The 23,068-nt window shown below is 41.7% G+C and carries 19 protein-coding genes; 2 read left to right on the top strand and 17 right to left on the bottom strand.

Features of this window, described 5'->3' with window-relative positions; all coding sequences use genetic code 11:
- Nucleotides 1-169: 169 nt before the first annotated feature.
- The gene (locus tag HF078_RS04480; protein WP_169290024.1) at nt 170-2,857 is read right to left on the bottom strand and encodes a calcium-translocating P-type ATPase, SERCA-type; all 2,688 of its coding nucleotides are present in this window, start codon (nt 2,855-2,857) and stop codon (nt 170-172) included.
- Between the two features lie 159 nt (nt 2,858-3,016).
- Between HF078_RS04480 and HF078_RS04485 the strand changes: the two genes are divergently transcribed.
- Entirely contained in the window at nt 3,017-4,720 is a 1,704-nt protein-coding gene (locus HF078_RS04485) for an Rqc2 family fibronectin-binding protein (protein WP_169290025.1), read from the top strand.
- 38 nt (nt 4,721-4,758) lie between these two features.
- Here the strand turns inward: HF078_RS04485 and HF078_RS04490 are convergent, their stop codons facing one another.
- Entirely contained in the window at nt 4,759-5,403 is a 645-nt protein-coding gene (locus HF078_RS04490) for a hypothetical protein (RefSeq protein ID WP_169290026.1), read from the bottom strand.
- Nucleotides 5,378-5,920 (bottom strand): RNA polymerase sigma factor, encoded by a 543-nt coding sequence (locus HF078_RS04495; protein WP_169290027.1) that lies wholly within the window; start codon nt 5,918-5,920, stop codon nt 5,378-5,380. The genes HF078_RS04490 and HF078_RS04495 overlap by 26 nt, the downstream gene beginning before the upstream one ends.
- A gap of 187 nt (nt 5,921-6,107) precedes the next feature.
- On the opposite strand from HF078_RS04495, the gene HF078_RS04500 reads away from it, so the two are divergent.
- Complete coding sequence (locus HF078_RS04500; protein WP_169290028.1) at nt 6,108-6,866, top strand: SurA N-terminal domain-containing protein; 759 nt, start codon at nt 6,108-6,110, stop codon at nt 6,864-6,866.
- Here the strand turns inward: HF078_RS04500 and HF078_RS04505 are convergent.
- The 14 genes from HF078_RS04505 to lspA all read right to left on the bottom strand — a co-directional run bounded on the left by HF078_RS04505 (nt 6,858) and on the right by lspA (nt 22,466).
- On the bottom strand, nt 6,858-7,895 hold the full coding sequence (locus tag HF078_RS04505) for a nuclease-related domain-containing protein (RefSeq protein ID WP_169290029.1): 1,038 nt from the start codon (nt 7,893-7,895) through the stop codon (nt 6,858-6,860). The two genes, HF078_RS04500 and HF078_RS04505, sit on opposite strands and share 9 nt — an antisense overlap.
- A 569-nt stretch (nt 7,896-8,464) precedes the next feature.
- Nucleotides 8,465-8,620 carry a hypothetical protein gene (locus HF078_RS04510; RefSeq protein WP_169290030.1) on the bottom strand — a complete coding sequence of 52 codons (156 nt, stop codon included), beginning with the start codon at nt 8,618-8,620 and terminating at the stop codon, nt 8,465-8,467.
- A gap of 521 nt (nt 8,621-9,141) precedes the next feature.
- Nucleotides 9,142-9,774, bottom strand: coding sequence for an orotate phosphoribosyltransferase (gene pyrE / locus HF078_RS04515; RefSeq protein WP_169290044.1), 633 nt, complete (start codon nt 9,772-9,774; stop codon nt 9,142-9,144).
- 8 nt (nt 9,775-9,782) lie between these two features.
- Nucleotides 9,783-10,496 carry an orotidine-5'-phosphate decarboxylase gene (pyrF, locus tag HF078_RS04520; RefSeq protein ID WP_169290031.1) on the bottom strand — a complete coding sequence of 238 codons (714 nt, stop codon included), beginning with the start codon at nt 10,494-10,496 and terminating at the stop codon, nt 9,783-9,785.
- Nucleotides 10,468-11,409: a dihydroorotate dehydrogenase gene (locus HF078_RS04525; protein WP_169290032.1), complete on the bottom strand. Its 942-nt coding sequence runs from the start codon at nt 11,407-11,409 to the stop codon at nt 10,468-10,470. Before HF078_RS04525 ends, pyrF begins: the two co-directional genes overlap by 29 nt.
- Nucleotides 11,406-12,182: a dihydroorotate dehydrogenase electron transfer subunit gene (locus tag HF078_RS04530; RefSeq protein WP_169290033.1), complete on the bottom strand. Its 777-nt coding sequence runs from the start codon at nt 12,180-12,182 to the stop codon at nt 11,406-11,408. The genes HF078_RS04525 and HF078_RS04530 overlap by 4 nt, the downstream gene beginning before the upstream one ends.
- A complete protein-coding gene (gene carB / locus HF078_RS04535) occupies nt 12,182-15,397 on the bottom strand; it encodes a carbamoyl-phosphate synthase large subunit (protein WP_169290034.1) in 3,216 nt (1,071 codons plus the stop codon). The genes HF078_RS04530 and carB overlap by 1 nt, the downstream gene beginning before the upstream one ends.
- Nucleotides 15,382-16,479, bottom strand: coding sequence for a carbamoyl phosphate synthase small subunit (locus tag HF078_RS04540; protein ID WP_169290035.1), 1,098 nt, complete (start codon nt 16,477-16,479; stop codon nt 15,382-15,384). Before HF078_RS04540 ends, carB begins: the two co-directional genes overlap by 16 nt.
- Complete coding sequence (locus tag HF078_RS04545; protein ID WP_169290037.1) at nt 16,476-17,765, bottom strand: dihydroorotase; 1,290 nt, start codon at nt 17,763-17,765, stop codon at nt 16,476-16,478. The genes HF078_RS04540 and HF078_RS04545 overlap by 4 nt, the downstream gene beginning before the upstream one ends.
- Nucleotides 17,731-18,657 (bottom strand): aspartate carbamoyltransferase catalytic subunit, encoded by a 927-nt coding sequence (locus tag HF078_RS04550; RefSeq protein WP_169290039.1) that lies wholly within the window; start codon nt 18,655-18,657, stop codon nt 17,731-17,733. The genes HF078_RS04545 and HF078_RS04550 overlap by 35 nt, the downstream gene beginning before the upstream one ends.
- A gap of 205 nt (nt 18,658-18,862) precedes the next feature.
- On the bottom strand, nt 18,863-20,182 hold the full coding sequence (locus HF078_RS04555) for a solute carrier family 23 protein (RefSeq protein ID WP_169290040.1): 1,320 nt from the start codon (nt 20,180-20,182) through the stop codon (nt 18,863-18,865).
- Nucleotides 20,183-20,337: 155 nt separating this feature from the next.
- Entirely contained in the window at nt 20,338-20,880 is a 543-nt protein-coding gene (pyrR, locus tag HF078_RS04560; protein ID WP_060665830.1) for a bifunctional pyr operon transcriptional regulator/uracil phosphoribosyltransferase PyrR, read from the bottom strand.
- Between the two features lie 207 nt (nt 20,881-21,087).
- Complete coding sequence (locus HF078_RS04565) at nt 21,088-22,002, bottom strand: RluA family pseudouridine synthase (protein WP_205831520.1); 915 nt, start codon at nt 22,000-22,002, stop codon at nt 21,088-21,090.
- The gene (gene lspA / locus HF078_RS04570; RefSeq protein WP_060665828.1) at nt 21,999-22,466 is read right to left on the bottom strand and encodes a signal peptidase II; all 468 of its coding nucleotides are present in this window, start codon (nt 22,464-22,466) and stop codon (nt 21,999-22,001) included. The genes HF078_RS04565 and lspA overlap by 4 nt, the downstream gene beginning before the upstream one ends.
- Nucleotides 22,467-23,068 lie beyond the last annotated feature (602 nt).

Here is a 23,068-nt window from a genome sequence, read left to right on the forward strand (position 1 = left end):
TATAGAAAAAGAGCCGGAAAACTGGCTATTGTTGATGCTAAGCAACCACTATATTAGCATTGTTTAACCTAATTTGAAAGCTATTTTTATAGAAAATTAAGTGGGTATTTGATTGATGGCGAAAAAAGAAGAAAAGGCAATAGAGTTTCCCTCTACTACCTTAAATTTATTATACCATATTCTTTTTTGCTTTTCCTGTGAAAAGAGTACCCACTAGCAAGAAAGTCGGTAACGATGCCATCCCCAAAATCAATAACCACTCTTTTGGAGCCAGTGCCACTGTATGGAAAATACCTTGTAATGGTGGATAATAGATAACGATTAGCATTAAAACAATACTGGAAATGACTGCTCCAACTAGGTACATGTTCTGAAACGGATTTCGATGGAAAATGGATCTATCACTTCGACAATCAAACACATGGATCAGCTGAGCCATGACAAGTGTTGCAAATGCGACGGTTTGTGCATAAATAAGATTATCTGGATGTTGTTTGTATACAATCATAAAAGCAAGCAAGGTGGCAAGTCCTATTAGAAAGCCGCGCGATACTATTTTCCACCATAAACCTCTGGCAAAAACGCCTTCTCTTGGATGCCTTGGTTTACGCTTCATGACGTCCCCTTCTGCTTGATCAAGGCCAAGCGCCATTGCAGGCAATCCGTCTGTTACAAGGTTCACCCACAAAATCTGGATGGGAACAAGCGGAAGCGGCAACGCCAATAACATCGCAAACAGCATGACAAGTATTTCCCCGACATTCGAAGCCAACAAATATCGGATGAACTTCCTAATGTTCTCATAAATATTACGGCCTTCTTTAATAGCTGATTTTATAGTGGCAAAGTTGTCATCCAATAGGACTAGGGAACTTGCTTCCTTCGCAACATCCGTACCGGTAATACCCATCGCAATTCCAATGTCAGAGGCTTTTATCGCCGGGGCATCATTCACTCCATCCCCAGTCATGGCGACAATATGTCCTTTTTTCTGAAGTGCCTTTACGATGGACAGTTTGTGCTGTGGAGACACCCTAGCAAACACATACACATCATCCACCATGTCTTCTAATTCTTCCTGGCTCATCTTCTGAAGAGTTTTTCCTTCTAGTACCTTTCCACCCATGGGAAGAATACCAATTTCAGCTGCAATCGCTTTTGCTGTGACGATGTGATCACCTGTGATCATCACTGTCCGAATTCCTGCTTCTTTACATTCACGAACAGCCTGTTTTACTTCTGAGCGAGGAGGATCAATCATCCCTTGGAGTCCAATAAAGACAAGGTCTTTTTCTATCTCTCTTTCGTGCATGCCCTCATGAAAATTAGAAATCGGCTTGAATGCCACCGCAATATTCCTTAAAGCCTGTGATGCCAGTTTATGAACCATATCTTTTACAGTCTCTTCATATTTGGCTGAAAACAGTTCCCGCTTTCCTTCCCATAATAACGAATCACTTACGTTCGTTATCACATCCGGTGCACCCTTTGTGATAACAAACAGCTTTCCTTGTTTATCTTTTACTACGACACTCATCATCTTTCGTTCCGAGTCAAAAGGATATTCTTTTACAATTTGGAATTCATTTAGTAAACCTTCACGAGTAAACCCTGCCTTCATGGCTGCAACCGCAAGGGCTCCTTCCGTAGGATCCCCATCAAGGATATATTGGTTTTTTTTCTGGATAATATTGGCGTGATTACATAACAGACCGAATGTCAGCAGTTGATGTAAAGATTTATTCTTACTTGCGCTATCAGCACCATCTGTTAGAAATTCACCTTTTGGTTCATAGCCATTGCCAGTTACATTCCATGTGGTCCCAGCAGACCACACATGGGTCACGGTCATTTTGTTCTGAGTCAGTGTCCCTGTCTTGTCAGAACAAATGACAGAAGCACAACCGAGCGTTTCGACAGCAGGTAGCTTTCTGACAATTGATTTCTTTTTGATCATGCGCTGCACTCCAAGTGAAAGGGCAACGGTCACGATTGCCGGTAAGCCTTCCGGAATGGCTGCAACCGCTAAAGAGACACCAGCTAAAAACATTTCGTACAAACTATGCCCCTGAAGAACTCCCACCAAAACTACAAGCATTGTTAGTATTAAAGCAACCGTAATTAAAATCTTCCCAAGCTGCTCCAGTTTCCGCTGCAGTGGTGTAATGGTTGTCTCAGCAGTCTGTAAGAGGTCCGCGATTTGTCCCATGGCAGTATTCATACCTGTTGCAACTACGACACCAACACCCGTTCCCCGTGTTACAAGTGTCCCCATAAAGGCCATGTTTTCCTGATCACCAATGGAGATGTCAGAGCCATGCACAGGTTTATCACTTTTTACCGAAGGCACTGATTCCCCGGTCAGCGCAGACTCCTCAATCTCTAACGAACTGGCCTGTACAATCCGAAGGTCCGCCCCGATACGGTCTCCGCTTCCGAACTTGATAATATCCCCTACTACTATTTCTCTTGACGCCACTTTCCGCCATTCTTTTTCTCTAAGCACCGTTACTTGTGGTGCCGAGAGCTCTTTTAATGCTTGCAAGGACTTTTCTGCTTTTCGCTCCTGAAAAAAGCCTAAAAATGCATTGATAATCACAATGGCAATGATGGCAACTGCATCGATGTATTCCCCTAGCAGACCTGAAATCAATGTTGCAGCAAGCAACACCACTACCATGAAATCTTTGAACTGCTCTAAAAACACTAAAAAGGCGTTCGGTCTCTCCGCCTCTTGAAGTTCATTCGTCCCATACTGCAACAGACGATTTTTTGCTTCTGATTCACTTAAACCCGCTTCTAAATCGGAATTGATCTGTTCTTCGACTTGTTCTGCTCTCATTTCATGCCATTTCATCTGTTCCACCTCACAACCTTTGCACAAAATCTATCTAACAAAGTCTATTCGGACTCGTCCAAAAAAATGATATACTTTTTGGGTGTTATCAAGATTGTTAAGATATAATGATAAAAGAGAAATCTTTTAGGTTTAGAACAAGAAGGGAAGTTTACATATATGAGTTTCGACGGTATTTTTACATACGCCATGACTGCAGAGTTGAAGGATAAGCTAGAAAGCGGGAGAATTACCAAGATTTATCAGCCTTATAAAAATGAGCTTATCTTAACCATTCGCTCCGGAAGAACAAACCATAAGCTGCTGATCAGCGCTCATCCAAGCTATGCAAGAATGCACCTGACAGAAGAATCCTATGAAAATCCATCTGAGCCGCCGATGTTCTGTATGCTGTTAAGAAAGCATTTAGAGGGCTCTATCATTACACAAATCCATCAAATTGATATGGACCGCATCATCGTTTTTGATGTAAAAGCACGAAATGAAATTGGTGATGTTTCTTACAAGCAACTAATAGTAGAAATTATGGGACGTCATTCCAATATTATCTTTGTGGATAAAGAAAAACAGATGATTCTCGATAGCATCAAACATGTTCCGATGGCACAAAACAGACATCGCAGTCTGACACCGGGACAGACCTATGTGTTACCGCCAGCACAGGATAAACTTAATCCACTCGATGCTACAGAAGAAACCGTACAAAGAAAACTTGATTATATTGGTGGAAGACTCGATAAACAGATAGTAAATACTTTTGCCGGTATTTCTCCGTTGTTTGCTAAAGAAGCTGTTTACAGGGCTGGGCTTGCCAATAGAGACACGTTACCAAAAAGCTTTATGGCTTTAGTGGAAAAAATTAAAGCTTTGGACCTCTCCCCTCAAATTATTACAGATGGAAACAAGGAGGTATTCTACTTACTTGAGCTAGAACACCTTAAAGGAGAAAGGAAAAAGTTCTCGACATTAAGCGAGACACTCGATCGTTTTTACTTCGGCAAAGCATCAAGAGATAGAGTCAAACAGCAAGCAAATGATCTAGAACGATTTATTACAAATGAAATTCAAAAAAACGAAAAGAAGATTGTGAAGCTAGAGAAAACTCTAGATGACGCAAGAGACGCGGAAAAATATCAATTATATGGCGAACTGTTGACGGCCAACCTATATCAGATTTCAAGAGGAGATACAGAAGTAACTGTCGTGAATTATTACGATGAGAACGACGGAACCCTAACGATCGCACTTGATCCGCAGCGTTCTCCTTCAAGCAATGCTCAGCGTTACTTTAACAAATATCAAAAAGCCAAAAACTCACTAGCTATCGTGCAGGAGCAAATTGAGAAGGCCAAAGCCGAAATTCAGTATTTTGACATGTTGAACCAACAGGTGGAAACAGCCTCTCCAAAAGATATCCAAGAAATCCGTGAGGAACTGATGGAAGAAGGCTATTTGCGCATGAAGCAAAAGCGTAAAAAAGTAAAACCGCAAAAGCCTGTACTAGAAACCTACCTAGCTACCGACGGCACAGAAATTCTAGTCGGCAAGAACAACAAGCAAAACGATCATCTGACCAACCGCGTTGCACGACGTGATGACATATGGCTGCATACAAAGGACATCCCTGGGTCTCATGTTGTCATTAGAAGTGATGAGCCAACTGAAGATACTATCAAAGAAGCAGCTACCATTGCAGCATACTTCAGTAAAGCGCGACATTCCGGTTCCGTCCCGGTTGACTTCACCAAAGTGAGACATGTGAAAAAACCGTCCGGCTCCAAACCGGGATTTGTCATATACGAACAACAACAGACCGTTTATGTAACACCTGATGAAGAACTAATTATTGGTTTAAGGAAATAAACGAAAGCACCTGCATGGTTAGCGGGTGCTTTCATTTTTTAATCAAATTGATTATTTTGTTGAAAATTTTCAAGAATTTTTGGACCTTGTTTTTCCAATTCATGATCTGGTGAGGGTACTTTTATTTGTAGGTAGGCAAAGGGGACTTTATCCTGTTGTTCTTTGTAGATAAAATAATGTTGTATCTGAAACACATCTATTGTCTTTACATGTTCACGAATCAAAGTGGTTGGATAAATATAACCCTCTAATTCTATATTTTCCATAACTTTTAATGTATCGACCTGTTCATCACAAGAAGATAGACAATATGATATTTTCCCCGTCTCCTTTCCTTCCTCGTTGATTATGAGCCAAGTATCCATTTGAGTCTGACTTAAACTGAGGTTCATATCGTTTAATGCTGGTATTCGGGGAGATGGAATCTCACCTCTAGAAGTAATTCCTTCTTCCTGACTACCATTTGCAAGTAAAAAATAACTTCCTGTTAAAAGAGCAAATACGATTACAACTACTGACAATATTGGAGCAGTATAGGAGGTAACCCATGAAATCCGCTTCTTTTTCTCCATGCTCTTCTTTAATCTGTTCAAGACGTCCTGTTTTTCTCCAGACTCTAAATGAAGAGAACGAAAGCTTGCAATAGTTTCTTTCCAATCATTTTCTTGAATAGACTTCTTCATGTTCATATCCCTCCTTCTCCATTTGTCTTTTTAATGCTTGCTGTGCTCTAAAAAGTGTGATTTTCACTTTCCCTTCTGACCAATCAAGTATCTCCGCTGTCTCTTGAATTGACAGCTCTTTTAACTTCCTTAATATCAACACTTCTTTATAATTGTGCTTTAAATTGTTTAAGGCTTGGTATAAATGCGTCTCTGCTTCTCCTAATGCCATTATTCTCTGAGGACAATTCCTTTCATCTGCTCTCATTAAGTTCCATTCGTTTAAATAAAACGAAATGGGCCTTGTTTTTCTTTTATAGTCAATTGTTACATTCCGTGCAATTCGATACAGCCAATTCTTTACACTGCTTCTCCCTTGGTAACTGTCAATCCCATAAAAAGATTTTAAAAAAGTATCATGCATGAGATCTTTCGCAAGTTCATGATCGCTTGTTAAGATGAAAATAAACCGGTAAATTTCATCGCTATATAGGTGATACCATTCCTGGATTTTTTGGTTGGCGAAATCATTATCCATTCCTTTCCCTCCTTCCGGGTTATTTTTCATGGTATAAAGACGGCTGAAAATAGAAAAAGTTACAAATATTAATCACTATTTTAGGTTTATTTTTACAAAAAGAAGGGTAATTGTTTGCTTCCTCATAAAAACCATGTTTAAATGGAAAAATAGTTTTAAATGTTTTTTTCAAATGGAGGGTAACAACATGAAAAAGAAATTGATGATTTTTCTAGTAGCAATGTTAACAGCTGTTCTATTAGCTGCCTGCGGTTCTGATGGAAACAATGCTTCTAAAGAAGGCAATGAAAACAAAGAGGCTCAAGAAGGACAAGAACAGCAAACCCCTGAAGTTGAAGAAGTCGATCCTGAAAAAGTAGTAGCAAAGGTCAACGGTCAGGAAATTAAAGGCCAAGAATATAATGAGATGCTTCAGCAAACTCAAATGATGATGATGCAGTTCGGTCAAGGCGGAGACGCTAAGGCAATGAAAGACCAAACATTAAACGCATTGATCGATCAAAAAATCCTATCTCAAGAAGTAGAGAGTAAAGGCTATAAAACAAGTGAAAAAGAGATTGAAGACTACATCAAAGATATTAAAGCAAACTACGAAAGCGAAGAGAAATTTGAAGAGGCACTTGAAGCAAGCCCTCTGACTATGGAAACTTTGAAGGCGCAAATCGCTGAAGAATTGGCACTACAAAAGTACATGGAAAAAGAATTCCCTGACACAAAAGTAACGGACGAGCAGATTAAAGAATACTACAACCAAGCAAAAGAGCAAAGCGAAGCACAACAAGCGGAAGCTCCTGAAGGCGAAGAAGCACCAGAAAACAAATTCCCTGAACTTGCGGAAGTAGAAGACCAAATCCGCGGTCAACTTGAACAAGAAGAAACACAAAAGAAACTACAAACGCTTGTTGAAGATTTGAAAAAAGACAGCAAAATTGAGAAACTAATCTAATATTATGAAGTTAACGAACGCATCCTCTGAGTGGGGTGCGTTTTGTTGTTTTAGGAGACTTTTTAGGGAATATCTAGAGTTGTAAGTGGTTCCGATTCTCTTGAGTGATAACTCTTTTATCATTTTTCTAGCACTACGTACATTATTTATGTGTAAAATTTCACACACCTTACCAATTGAAATGGATGGGCCAGATAAAAGAGAATAATCAATCAGGGTTTGAATGTGAGCTTTCTTTGATTGGTGTTTGCAATAAGGGCAGCTCCATTTTCTTGGGTGCTTCTCCATAGCCAGTTTGTTGCAATCAGGGCAAGCAACTCCTGTCAATATATCTGTAGGATCTATATTGTAATCTTTTAGGATATTTACGTTTTTGGGAGCATGGTTGTTGGTTATTAGTACGGAAATTTTATGTGGTGAATATATGGTGGAGCGGGTTGACTGCTGGTTGGCTAGAATGTCGTTGATTTTAAATGGCAGTGCAGGGCTTCTCACCACGAATTCTTGTACTAGAGTAGGGTTGGAAAGTGCTTTTACAATAGCGTTTTGGTTTGTCACAACTACAAAACAATAACCTGGGAACCCTTCTATACCGTGGTTGGTTAACCACCGCTTAAATTGATTATATTGCATTTTCACTTGGAGGATCGGATCTTGTCTGGAAATTTCATGGTTTATATCCTCTTTTTTAGTCTGAATAAGTTGTTGGTAATCAGGATCAAAAAGAAGTGTCCCGGTTAGGTGTTTGGTTTCTAAGAGGATAAAGAATGAAGGGAAAAGTAGAAGAGTATCCATTTGGAAGTGATGGTTATTCAGGAGTAGTCTTGCCCCTTTAACTACAATACAATCCTGAATTCCACTTAATTGCGATAAATAATAATCTATGGAGTTTTCGCCAAAATCTCCAGAACGTCTTTTGCCTAATTCACTCTCAATCTGTGGGTACTTTACATGTTGAGGTGGCAGCCTTCTATGTAAGGCATCAAGCTTGCACTGCATGATTGAACGACGATATGTTTGTTTATTCAATTTTTCACACCTTTCTCACAGTAGTTCAGTTACATATTTCGACATTTATTGATGAGGTTCCTGCTTTACATAAGGAATTTTGTTTTATTTTTTGGAATTTATATTTCGGTTATTGTATTTATTGAACAGATATGGCGTCTAAAGGGGTTCACTTTTGGGTTCTACCGTTATAAAATTGGACCTTCTACTACTTTTAGTGCTACCTTGTACATTTCCCAGGCTCGCTTGTACATTTCCCAGCCGTAATTCTACCTCTAAGCTCTCATATTCTACATTTTTGCTTTTCAGCTACCTAATTTTTAAAAGTAGGTAATCTTTTACCTTATTGGTGACTCCGATTTGCCTGTGGCATTGCAGATAATTTTGAGGGGCCTCTCGCCAGGGACAACAGGAATTTCCATGTATCCAACATCAACCTCCCTTCCCTACAGGCCAACTTCTACCGTTAATTCAAAACCTTCTACCACTTTTCCTGCGACCTTCTACATTTCCCGGATCCGCTCCGCTTGTACATTTCCCAGCGGTACTTCTACATATAAACTCTCATATTCTACATTTTTGCTTTTCAACTACCTAATTTTTAAAAGTAGGTAATCTTCTAGCTTATTGATGACTCCGATCAGCTGCTGGCAATGCAGATAATTTTGTGGCGTCTCTCCAGGAATTCCCATGCTTCCGCTCCCCTTCAATCCACCTTCTACCGTTAATTCAAAACCTTCTACCACTTTTCCTGCGACCTTCTACATTTCCCTGATCCGCTTGTACATTTCCCAGCCGTACTTCTACATCTAAACTCTCATATTCTACATTTTTGCTTTTCAGCTACCTAATTTTTAAAATTAGGTAATCTTTTACCTTATTGGTGACTCCGATCATCTGCTGCCAAATGCACATAATTCTCTAACACCACTCGCTACGGACAACAGGGATTCCCATGCTTCCAACATCAACCTCCCTATCCTACAATCCACCTTCTACCGTTAATTCGCAACCTTCTCCCACTTTTCCTGCGACCTTCTACATTTCCCGGATCCGCTTGTACATTTCCCAGCTGTACTTCTACATATAAACTCTCATATTCTACAATTATCTATTACAGCTACCTAATAAAAAAATAGGTAGCTGTTAATCTTTTCGTTTCTCCACTCATCCATTTGGACCGCCGGCTTTTCCATTCAAATAAATCCGCTCACACAAAAAATCCCCCGGACCACCACTACCAGTCCAAGGGATTCCTCCAAAAAACTTAAAACTCCATCCAAGTCTCACTCGTCGGGTTCTCTACCCACTTTGAAAGCTTCTTGCGGTCACCTTCTGCAATGTAGTCCTTTTCGATTGCCACATCCATCAATGTTTGGTAGTCACATAGTGCATGTGCTTCGATCTCGTAATTGGACAAATTATCATCGGCAACTTCCAGACCGTATGTAAAGATTGCTACTACACCTAACACTTCACACCCAGCTTCTCTCAGTGCCTGCACTGCGGCGATGGCACTACCGCCCGTGGAAATTAAATCCTCCACGACAACTACCTTCTGCCCAGCTTCCACACGACCTTCAATCTGATTGCCTTTTCCATGCGCTTTTGCCTTGCTTCGAACATAGCACATTGGCAAGTTCAGTTCGTTGCTCACTAATGCAGCATGCGGAATGCCGGCTGTTGCTGTACCGGCTACCACCTGCACATCTGGAAACTTTGAAACAATCAAACGCGACAAGGATTCAGAAATGTTCTTCCTAACTCGAGGATATGAAATGGTTAAACGGTTGTCACAATAAATGGGTGATTTTATTCCTGATGACCATGTAAATGGATTATTCGGTTGAAAAAATACCGCTTTGATTTCCAATAAGTCTTCTGCCACTGTTCTGTTCATAAGCTCGTTCATCCTATCTCCACTCCCTGCCATTGTTGTAAAATTGCTTCATAAGCCTTGCGTGGGTTAACAGCTCGGGTGATACTGCGTCCTACTACAATCTCGGTCGCTCCAAAAATACGTGCATCCAAAGGAGTTACCACACGTTGCTGATCATCCATACTATCCTCTTTCATCCGGATTCCGGGTGTTACCTTTTTGAACTGCTCTCCAAAGGCATCTCGCAGCATCGTTGCTTCTAGTGAGGAACACACCACACCGTCCAAGCCGCTCTCAAATGCATTTCGTGCATAGTGCAGAACTACTTCATTAAGAGGGGCATTAATCATGAGATCTTCTTGCATACGTTTTTCTGACATGCTAGTTAACTGCGTGACAGCAATCAAGTTTGGGCGTCGTCCACTGGCACCTTCCATCAAACCTTCCAAACCGGCTTTCATCATTTCTTTGCCGCCGGAAGCATGGAGATTGGTCATCCCGACACCTAATTTCCCGAGACCTTTCATTGCCTTATAAACAGTATTTGGTATGTCATGAAGCTTTAAATCAAGAAATACTTCGTGGCCTTCTGCAACCAGAAATTCAACAATTCCTGGCCCATCTTGGTAAAACAGTTCCATTCCAACTTTTACATATAATTTTTCCTCACCAAAATGTGCAAGAAACCCCAAAACGTCCTCTTTACCTGCAAAATCAAGCGCGACTATAAGCGATTTTTGCATGCTGCTTCCAGCTCCTTCCGATACACTCTGAAATATGATCAAATCCTAATTCGTGCATTTTATAAGGAAGTTCTTCGATGATGGTCGGACATACAAACGGGTCTACAAAGTTTGCGGTTCCTACAGCTACGGCACTTGCTCCTGCAAATAGATATTCTAAAACGTCTTCAGCAGTTTGTACCCCGCCCATTCCGATGATAGGGATGGAAACTTTTTGGCTGACTTCATGAATCATTCGAATCGCTACAGGCTTAATTGCCGGACCAGATAATCCCCCTGTACCATTTGCTAACACTGGTCGTCCGGTTTTCAGATCGATTCTCATACCAAGCAGTGTATTGATCATTGTCAACCCATCGGCTCCAGCTTTTTCAATTGCCACCGCAATCTCTGCAATGTTTGCAACATTTGGGGATAATTTTACGTAGACGGGTACTTCTGAAACTTCCTTGACTGCCTTCGTTACTTCATATGCCACCGCTGGATCTGTTCCAAATGCAATTCCTCCTGTTTTTACGTTTGGACAGGAAATATTCAACTCAATTGCATGAACATTCGGTGCCAAGGAAATCTCTTTTGCTACCTTGACGTAGTCTTCAATCAAGGACCCTGCTACATTAGCAATGATGGGTACATCGTAATTTGCTAAAAATGGCAGCTCTTCGGAAAGAACCTTTTCCAATCCAGGGTTTTGCAGCCCGATGGCATTCAGCATTCCTGCATTCGTTTCCGCCACCCTTGGAGTTGGGTTTCCGAATCTCGGCTCTGCAGTCGTAGCTTTAATCATGATTGCTCCTAGAACATTCAAATCATATAGCTTGGCAAATTCCCTTCCAAAGCCGAAGCATCCTGAAGCTGGCATGATTGGATTTTTCAAATCAAGGCCTGGTAACTTTATCGATAAGCAACTCATAGTACAACCTCCCCTGCTCGGAAAACCGGCCCATCTGTACAAACTTTTTTGTAAGAATACCCTTCTGGATCATTTTGAAGATGACAGACACATGCAAAGCAAGCCCCGATTCCACATCCCATCCGCTCTTCAAGAGAGAGGTAGACGTTTTTATCGGGATATAGGTTTTCAAGTGCGCCAAGCATCGGAGTTGGTCCGCATGCAAAAAGTGTTGTGAAAGGAATTTGGATCTCCTCCAGCACATTTGTCACGAAGCCTTCTGTTCCGTAAGACCCATCAACCGTTGCCACGTAAGTGTCACCAAAGTAAGCAAAGTCATTTTTATAAAAGACGTCTTCTTTTGATTGAAAGCCAAGTACGTGGGTGGTACTTACTCCTCTACGGTTTAATTGTTTGGTCAATTCTAGCAGTGGAGGGACACCGATTCCTCCCCCAACAATCAACGCATGATCGCCACACTGTAGTTCATCTAAGGAAAACCCGTTTCCAAGCGGTCCTAAAACATCCAGTTTCTCTCCAGGTCTTTTACCAGCCAAAAGCATCGTTCCTTTTCCCTCAGCTCTGTAGGTGATCTTGCATTGTCCTTTTTCTTTATCAATGCAAGAAATGCTGATAGGGCGCCTTAAAAGGGTATCTAAGCCTTCTGTTACACGTATATGAACAAACTGACCAGGGGAACTCATCAGGTCGACGAGTTCTCCTTCTAAGGTCATTTCATAAATATTACGAGCAATATTAGTTTGTGAGATGATGGTCATCCAGGCTTTTTTCATTAGCTGTACACCGCCTCTTTTTCTGTGCTTTCCAAGGTTTCGATTGATTCAATAGAGAATGTCATCGATTCTAATACTCTCAGGATCGCTTTTGCTGTATCAAGGGATGTTAGGCAAGGGATCCCATTTTCCACTGATTCACGGCGGATTCTGAATCCGTCACGAGCAGGCTGTTTTCCTTTAGTCAGCGTGTTGATAACAAATTGTGCTTGCCCTTTTCTAATCACATCAATCAGGTTTGGTGATTCTCCACCTATTTTATTTACAACCGTTACCGGGATGTCGGATTCGCCAAAGAATTTGGCAGTTCCTGCTGTAGCTAAAAGTTTGTAACCAATACGGTGGAATCTTTTTGCAAGTTGAAGTGCTTCTTCTTTGTCTTTGTCGGCAATGGTGAACAATACTGAACCGTAAGTTTTTATGGAGATCCCAGAAGCAACCAGACCTTTATATAGTGCTTTTTCTAAGGTGATATCTTTCCCCATTACTTCTCCTGTAGATTTCATTTCCGGTCCAAGAGTGATATCGACATTTCGCAGTTTTGCAAAAGAGAATACCGGTACCTTCACAAACACTCCTTTTGTCTCTGGCTGTAGTCCGGAACCGTATCCTTGTGATGCAAGTGTTTCACCTAAGATGATCTTGGTTGCTACTTTTGCCATTGGCACATGGGTTATTTTGCTTAAGAATGGTACGGTACGGCTTGATCGCGGATTTACTTCAATGACATATACTTCCTCTTTGTAGATAACAAATTGAATGTTTAGTAGTCCGATAATGTTCAAGCCTTGCGCCAATCTTGTTGTGTAATCTATGATTTGTTCTTTAATTGTTGCACTCAATGTTTGTGGAGGATAGACCGCAATCGAGTCACCTGAGTGAACACCAGCGCGTTCAATATGCTCCATGATTCCTGGAATGAATACATCTTTTCCATCTGAGATTGCGTCTACTTCGATTTCTTTACCTGTCATGTATTTATCAATCAGCACAGGATGTTCCGGGTTAATTTTTACCGCATTTTTCATGTAGTGTAAAAGCTCTTCAGACTTATAGACGATTTCCATCGCACGACCGCCTAGTACATAGGATGGACGTACAAGCACTGGGTAGCCTATTCCCTCTGCTATTTCAATCGCCTCTGGGATTGAAATTGCGGTTTTCCCTTTAGGCTGTGGAATATCAAGGTTGTTCAATGTCTGTTCGAATTTATCGCGATTTTCCGCTCGATCTAAGTCTTCTAGTGTAGTACCTAGAATCTTTACTCCTCTTGCTTCTAAATCTGCTGCAAGGTTGATTGCTGTTTGGCCACCAAATTGCACGACGACCCCTTTTGGCTTTTCAAGATTGATGATATTCATGACATCCTCAATCGTTAACGGCTCAAAATAAAGTTTGTCAGAAATACTAAAGTCTGTTGATACGGTTTCCGGGTTATTGTTGATGATGATTGCTTCATAACCTGCTTCCTTGATTGCCCATACAGAATGGACCGTTGCATAGTCGAACTCAACACCTTGGCCGATTCGGATTGGACCAGAGCCCAGCACGACAATGCTTTCTTTTTCGGTAACTTCTGATTCATTCTCTTCTTCATACGTTCCATAGTAGTAAGGGGTACTTGATTCGAACTCAGCTGCGCAAGTATCTACCATCTTATAGACTGGTGCGATGTTTTCTTGAAGACGAAGTTCATAGATATCTCTTTCGGTTGTTGACCATAATTTAGCAATTGTCTCGTCGCTGAAGCCCATTTCTTTTGCTTCGATCAACGTGGAAAGGCAACCATTGTTGCTTGTGATGAACTCTTCCATTGCCAAAATTTTATGCAGTTTTTGCAGGAAGAACAGGTCAATCTCACACCATTCATGGATAGTATGGATGGTGACGCCTCTTCTCATCGCTTCGGCGATATAGAACAATCTTTCATCTCCAGCTTTTCTGATTCGTTTTTCCACTAGTTCATCTGAAAACCCTTCGCTTCCTTCCAGCTCAAGATAGGAGATGTTTGATTCAAGAGAACGAACAGCTTTTAGAAGTGATTCTTCAAACGTTCTACCGATGGCCATTACTTCTCCTGTTGCTTTCATTTGAGTGCCAAGTCGACGGTTCGCTGACTCAAACTTATCAAATGGGAACCTAGGAATCTTAGTTACGATATAATCCAGTGCCGGCTCAAAGCATGCATACGTTTTGCCTGTAACAGGGTTCATCATTTCATCTAGAGTCAAACCTACTGCGATTTTCGCGGCTAATTTAGCAATTGGATAACCTGTTGCCTTAGAAGCAAGTGCGGATGAGCGACTAACCCTTGGGTTTACTTCAATGATGTAGTAGTTGAAACTGTGTGGATCCAGCGCTAGTTGTACATTACATCCACCCTCAATTTCCAGGGCACGGATGATTTTCAGAGATACATTACGCAACAACTGATATTCCCTGTCACTAAGTGTTTGACTCGGCGCCACCACGATGGAGTCTCCCGTATGTACTCCAACCGGATCAATGTTTTCCATATTGCAGACCACAATCGCATTGTCATTGCTATCACGCATCACTTCGTATTCGATTTCTTTGAATCCAGCGATGCTCTTCTCTAATAAACATTGTGTGACCGGACTATTTTTCAGACCGCTTGTCACGATTTCAATTAACTCTTCTTCGTCCGAACAAATTCCACCGCCTGTTCCACCTAGGGTATAGGCAGGTCTTACAATGACCGGGTACCCTACTTGATTTACAAATTCATAAGCTTCTTCCAGATTTGTGATGATTTCACTTTGAGGGACAGGCTCTCCCAGTTCATTCATTAATGTACGGAACAGATCGCGATCCTCTGCTTTTTGGATGGCAGATAGCTTCGTCCCAAGGATCTGAACGTTACATTCCTCAAGAACGCCTGCTTCTGCCAGCTCCACAGCAAGGTTCAATCCTGTTTGACCACCAAGGGTAGGAAGAATAGCATCTGGTCGTTCCTTGCGGATGATTCTGCTAACGAATTCTACCGTTAATGGCTCCATGTATACTTTGTCTGCCATCTCTTGGTCTGTCATGATGGTTGCAGGATTGGAGTTTACCAAAATTACGCGGTAGCCCTCTTCGCGAAGGGCGATACACGCTTGCGTACCTGCATAATCAAATTCTGCTGCCTGTCCGATCACAATTGGACCGGACCCGATTACTAAGATGGATTGGATGTCTAGACGTTTTGGCATACAAGTTCCTCCTTTTTCGCTACCTTGATAAGTTCCATGAATTGATCAAATAAGTAGTTCGCATCTTCTGGTCCTGGACTTGCTTCTGGGTGATATTGGACCGTGAAAACAGGGTAATCTTTATGTTTGACACCTTCGACCGTACCGTCGTTTAGTGCGATATGTGTTATTTCTAGCCTTGTATTCCCTAATGACTCTTCTGTTACGGTGTAGCCATGGTTCTGAGATGTTAAGGCCACTTTTCCAGTTTTCAAATCTTTTACCGGATGATTGGATCCTCGATGGCCGAATTTCATTTTTTCCGTATCCGCTCCACATGCAAGGGCAAATAGCTGATGTCCGAGGCAGATGCCGAATACCGGTACTTTTCCGAGTAGGCCTTGAATCATGGTGATGGCTTCTGGAACGTCTTTTGGATCTCCAGGTCCATTGGACAGCATCACTCCGTCTGGGCTAAGTTGCATGATTTCTTCAGCTGTAATGTTGTAAGGAACCACTACCACATCGCATCCGCGTTTGTTCAATTCTCGTAAGATTCCGTGCTTCATTCCGAAGTCTACAAGAACCACTCGGTATCCACGCCCTGGGCTAGGATAAGCAGTCTTCGTAGATACTTGGTGAACCTGATTGGTTTCTAGAGTCGTCTTTTTTAATTGTTGAATCACTTCTTCTCGATTTACATCTAGTCCGCATAAAGCTCCTTTTAATGTTCCATGCTGACGAATGATTCTTGTTAGTTTTCTCGTATCAATCCCTGCAATTCCTGGAATCTCTTTCGCTTTGAAAAACTCATCCAGTGTCCACTGATTACGGAAGTTGGAAGGATAATCGCTGACTTCTTTTACAATAAAACCGTGGATGGCAGGATGAATGGATTCAAAGTCATCTCTGTTCACTCCGTAATTTCCTACAAGCGGATATGTGAGGGTAACAAGCTGACCGCAGTAGGAAGGATCAGATAAAATTTCTTGATAACCTGTCATTCCTGTATTAAAAACAACTTCCCCAATAGAGTCCTTTAAGCTGCCAAATGCCTTTCCTACAAAGAAAGTGCCGTCTTCTAAAATTAGTTGTCGATTCATACTTGAACACTACCTTTCTGCCAAACTAGTTTTCCTTCTACTATTGTCATTACTGGCCAACCTTTACATTCCCACCCTGTGAAAGGCGTATTTTTCCCTTTTGATAGGAAGGTTTCCGGATTAATAGTGGATGAGATATTCAAATCGATAATGGTAAGATCTGCAGTTGCTCCTTCTTCTATTTTTCCACTTTGGAGTTTGAACACTTCTGCAGGTTTAACAGTCAACCAAGCTAATAATTGCTTTAGTGTAAATTTCTTCGTTTCCACAAAGTTTGTGTAGAGTAATGGAAAGGCAGTTTCTAGTCCTACGATTCCAAACGGTGCTTTTTCCATGCCTTCTGCTTTTTCTTCCGCTGTATGAGGGGCATGATCAGTTGCGATGAAATCAATGGTTCCGTCAAGCAATCCCTCAATTAACGCGTCTTGGTCCGCTTTCCCTCTTAATGGCGGGTTCATTTTGAAGTTTGGATCAATTCCAGGGATGTCCTCTTCACATAGCAACAAATGATGTGGGCTGACTTCAGCAGTTACCTTTATTCCAGCCCTTTTTGCATCCCTGACCATCCTGACCGATTCTTTTGTACTGATATGACATACGTGGTAGTGGCAGCCTGCTGCTTCAGCAAGCAGAATATCGCGTGCGATATGGACGGATTCACATACAGAAGGAATACCATTTAATCCATGTTTCTTAGAAAACTTCCCTTCATGGACAGATCCTTTGTTTATCAAAGTATTTTCTTCACAATGAGCAACTATTGCCATATCAAGAGACGCCGCTTGTTTCATTGCTTCGAGCATTTTGGAGGCATCCTGTACACCTACCCCATCGTCTGTAAAAGCAAATGCGCCAGCTTCTTTTAATTCAGCAAAATTGGTGAGTTCCTGGCCAAGCTGCCTCGTCGTAATACAAGCATATGGAAGAACTTTTACGCTTGCCGTTTCTTTGATTCTATTATTCATCCAAGCTAACTGAGCTTTCGTATCAGGTGTCGGTCTCGTATTAGGCATTGCGCAGATCGTGGTGAAACCACCTTTAGCCGCTGCTTTCGTTCCAGTTTCAATGGTTTCTTTCTTTTCCCCGCCAGGTTCCCTTAAGTGGACATGTACATCGATGAAACCAGCTGAGATAAGATTTCCATCAAGATCAATTACTTCTTCCATGCCGTTACCTTCAATGTCGGAGGCGATGTTTTTGATGTTTTTTCCCTCAATCAGGATATCCACCTTTTCTAAATCACCTTCAGAATTAAGCCATTTCCCATTCTTTAATAATGTTGTCATGCTCTGTTCCTCCTTCATTGTTTGTTAAAGCTCTTTTCAGTACAGCCATTCTCATGTATAAGCCGTTTTCCATCTGTTTGAAAATTCTTGAGCGCTCGCATTCCACAAGCTCATCTGCAATTTCCACCCCGCGGTTGATCGGTGCCGGGTGCATGATGATACTGTTCGGCTTCATTTTTCTTTCTCGTTGGATTGTCATACCATATTGAGCGTGGTAATCATCCAATCCTGCTTTACCGCTGTGATGCCTTTCATGCTGGATTCTTAGAAGCATCATCACATCACTTGAATTAATCGCCTCATCCATTGTGATGTAAGCATCTTTTGGATAGCTGTTATCCTTCCATTCTTCAGGTGCGACAAATCTTACCTCTGCGCCCAGTCGCTCTAGTACTTCAGCGTTCGATCTTGCTACTCGGCTATGGCGGATATCGCCGATGATGGTTATTTTCAAGCCACCGAAATGTTCAAACTCTTGGAAAATTGTCATCAGGTCCAAAAGCGATTGTGTTGGATGATTTCCACAACCATCGCCACCGTTGATGATCGCTGCATCGATAGTATGTAATTGGTTAAAAAATTCCTCTTCCGGATGGCGAATGACAAGTGCACTTACGCCAAGGGACTCTAGGGTTTTAGAGGTATCGTACAAACTTTCACCTTTGTTGACACTTGATGTACTGACTTCAAATGGTACTACTTGAAGACCCAGTCTTCTTTCTGCCACTTCAAAGCTGCATTTTGTTCTTGTGCTTGATTCATAGAAGAGGTTGGCAACGAATGTCTGTTTTTCTGGAGTCCATTGTTTGCCTTGTTGAAATTCCATTGCTTCTTCAATAAGTGCCATAATTTCCTCGTTTGCTAAGTCACTCATCGTTCGTAAGTGTCTCATTTCCATCCCTCCTATTTCATACACCGCTGTGGATTTCAGCACAGCTATTGTGTTCCCTACATCATAAAAAACACCCTATCCATATTGCCGGAAGGGTGTTTTGGTCATACATAGGTAAACAAGAGGATACTATTGCAGAATCTTCCTTGTTCACTAAGTGTTTGACTTGCACCCTTCTCAGCCTCTCTGGACTTCTCTTAAAAGGTTAAGCTACTGTATTTTGTTTTTCTTCGTATTTTCTTTGCTCTGTTTTTTCTTGTTCATCATGCGGCAGGACAAGGTTCAAGACGACTCCGATAATTGCTGCCATTGCCATTGCAGGTATTTGGAAGTTGTCTATCTTTATGAATGCACCGCCGATTCCAATAACCGTGATAACTGCTGCGATGATCAAGTTTCTTTTAATGTTGAAATCTACTTTGTTATCAATCAGCATTCTTAATCCGCTTGATGCAATGATTCCGAAGAGCAGGATGCTTACTCCGCCCATAACTGCACTTGGTACTGTGCTAATCAATGCTGCTATTTTTCCGATGAATCCAAATGTGATGGCGATTACTGCTGCTCCCCCGATGACAAACACACTGAACACTCTTGTTATCGCAAGTACACCGATGTTTTCCCCATAGGTTGTATTTGGAGGTCCTCCAATTATTGATGCAAGCATGGTTGCCACTCCATCACCAAGGATGGATCGGTGTAGACCAGGTTTTTGGATAAATGGTCTCCCTACAACTTTACTTAATACCATCTGATGTCCGATATGTTCTGACAAGGTTACGATAGCCACAGGCACCATGATGAAGAAGATAGATGCATTGAAGCTTGGTGTGTAGCTGACAAATGGAATGATGAAATCTGGTACTTGAATCCAGCTTGCATCTTGAACAGGTGTTAAGTTTACCAGGCCAGTAAAATAGGCGATTAGGTATCCGGATACGATTCCAATCAGGATCGGGATCAGGCTGAAAACGCCTTTTAAGAAGATGATTGCTCCGATTGTGATCCCCAAAGTAGCCATCGCAACCAACAAGTGCTTCACGCTGTATATTAATTCAGCTTCCGGTGCTCCTGGATTTTCGTACATGGCCATATCCACAGCTACTCCAGCTAACCCTAAACCGATGACGATGATGATTGGTCCTACGACAACTGGCGGTAAAAGTTTCATGATCCATTGATGTCCAAGTTGTTTAATTAACAATGCTACCATTCCGTATGCTAGACCGGCCATGAAGCTTCCGATCATCGCAGCCCCAGGACCTCCTATTTCAGTAGCCAAAATGATTGGTACGATGAAGGCAAAGGATGAACCAAGGTATGCTGGTATTTGACCTTTTGTTATTAGAAGGTATGCAAGTGTCCCAAGTCCGCTTGATACTAATGCTACTGCAGGACTTAAACCTACTAAAAGCGGAACGAGGATGGTTGCGCCGAACATGGCAAACAAGTGCTGCAGGCTTAAAATTAGCCACTTCGGTTTACTTGGTACTTCGTGTATGTCTAAAACTGGTTTCTCTCTCATAACGTTAACCTCCCGTATTTTCCCATAAAAAAACTCTTTGTGCAGCGTGATGGCACAAAGAGGTAGAGAGGTTTCAGGAAGATTCGCCAGCAGCGAATTCTAAAACCAATGTACCCCTTTGCCAGCCTCACGGGACTGCAATTAAAAGGGTTTATTTATTTATCATGTATGCTTACTTGATCGTTATCATCAATTTCTGATAGTTCCACCACTATCTTTTCGGTGCTAGCAGTCGGAATGTTTTTTCCTACAAAATCAGCTCGAATCGGTAATTCTCGGTGACCTCTATCAACTAGTACGGCTAGCTGAATTTGTGAAGGTCTTCCGAAATCCATCAGTGCGTCCATTCCCGCTCTAACGGTTCTACCTGTGAACAATACATCATCTACTAGAATAACTTTTTTATTGTTGATGTCCACCGGAATATCAGAGCCTTTGACAAGTGGTTCATTATCAGAAGTTTTGGTTGTCAAATCGTCTCTGTAAAGGGTGATATCTAGTTCTCCTACAGCTATATCCTTTTCTTCTATTTGATTGATGCGCTCGGCCAACCTTTTAGCCAAGTGAATTCCTCTTGTTTTAATTCCTACAAGAACAGAATCCTCCACGCCTTTATTGCGTTCTATAATTTCATGAGCGATGCGTGTTAACGCTCTTCTTATTGCCTGCTCGTCTAAAATCAATGCTTTTTCCGCCATTTATTTTCACCCTTTCTTGCCCTTACTTGTAACGAGAAACAAAAAACCTCTCACCGTATGATGAGAGGTTTTTGTACACGAAAATAGAGGGATGGCTATAGATATAGCTTCTCCATTCGCATATGCCGTTACCTTCTCAGCCTCACGGGACTGTCGTTTAAAGGTCTTATTCAACTGAGATGATTATCTCAAAATAACTTTAATCTGTCAATGGTTTTTTAAATGTTTTAAAACGTGCTCGAATTCTGGCGGATTAGGCGCCTCGAATTCCATGTATTCTTCCGTACGGGGGTGAATAAACCCAAGGATACCTGCATGTAGGGCCTGTCCTTCAATATCGAGTGATTTCTTCGGACCGTATTTCGGGTCACCTGCTAACGGATAACCGATATATTTCATGTGCACTCGGATTTGGTGCGTTCGTCCTGTTTCAAGCTGGCACTCAATGTGCGAGAAGTCTTTAAAACGTTCAATGACGCGGAAGTGAGTCACAGCGTTTCTGCTGTTTTCATTTGTTACCGTCATCGCTTGACGATCTTTTTTGTCACGGCCGATTGGCGCGTCTACTGTACCCACATCATGGGAAATAACACCGTGCACAATTGCCTGGTACTTTCTTGTAACCGTCTTGGCAACTAGTTGATTAACAAGCTTTTCGTGGGCAAAATCATTTTTTGCTACCATTAACAAGCCTGAAGTATCCTTGTCAATGCGGTGGACAATTCCCGGTCTTAATACACCATTGATACCGGAAAGATCTTTGCAATGCGCCATCAATCCGTTCACAAGTGTTCCGGTTGCATGGCCTGCTGCAGGATGAACAACCATACCACGAGGTTTGTTGACGACAATAACGTCCGCATCTTCGTAATAAATATCTAGATCCATTTCTTCCGGCAAGACATCCAGTGCCTCCGGTTCCGGAATGGTAACGGTAATATCGTCTCCTACACTACATTTATAGTTTGGTTTAATCTTTTCTCCGTTAACAAGAACCTGTCCTTCTTTAATCCATTGTTGGACCTGTGAACGGGACCACTCTTCATTTTGAGTGGAAAGCACCTTGTCGATACGGTCATTTTTTTGTGATTCATCAATCTGAATCGTCATTGTTTCTGTCATTTTTGTGATAACTCCTTCTCTTTCTTGCCCTCAAGTATCGTTAAGATTAATATAATCCCAACGCCTATTACTAATGCAGAATCAGCTACATTAAAGATAGGAAAATCGTAGGTGAAGATGAATGTATTGATAAAGTCGATTACTTCTTGGTGTAATACACGATCGATAAAGTTCCCTATAGCGCCACCAAGCATTAGACTTAATGCAAGTTTCATCCAAGGTTGATCTTTAGGAAGCTTTTGCAAGTATACGATAAGTCCAATGACCACGCCAACAGTAATAATGTAAAAAAAGTACATCTGACCTTCAAGTATCCCCCATGCCGCTCCTCTGTTGCGGTGAGAAGATATGTACAAAAAGTTATGTATGATCGGAATGTTCTCTCCAATTTCCATATATCTTACTACCAACCATTTTGTTAGTTGATCGATAATGATAATTACAAGTGCAATAAGATAATACATCTTAACACGTACCCCCAGGTTTTTATATGTACTTTAGAATTATAGCAAATAGAGGGTGGTAAATAAAGCTGGTTGGAAACAATTCCTCATTCGGCGCGTATGACTACCTCTCCCTTTGAAATGCGGGGAACTTTGTCCTCATTCATCGCGTATGACTACCTCTCCCTTTAAAATGCGGGGAACTTTGTCCTCATTCGGCGCGTATGACTACCTCTCCCTTTAAAATACGGGGAACTTTGTCCTCATTCGGTGCGTATGACTACCTCTCCCTTTAAAATGCGGGGAACTTTGTCCTCATTCGGCGCGTATGACTACCTCTCCCTTTAAAATGCGGGGAACTTTGTCCTCATTCGGTGCGTATGACTACCTCTGCCTTTGAAATGCGGGGAACTTTGTCCTCATTCGGCGCGTATGACTACCTCTCCATTTAAAATGCGGGGAACTTTGTCCTCATTCGGCGCGTATGCCTACCTCTCCCTTTGAAATGCGGGGAACTTTGTCCTCATTCGACGCGTATGCCTACCTCTTCCTTTGAAATGTGGGGAACTTTGTCCTCATTTGGCGCGTATGACTACCTCTCCCTTTACAATGCGGGGAACTTT

The sequence above is a fragment of the Bacillus sp. RO2 genome, assembly GCF_012911845.1.
GTDB lineage: Bacteria > Bacillota > Bacilli > Bacillales > Bacillaceae_I > Sutcliffiella_A.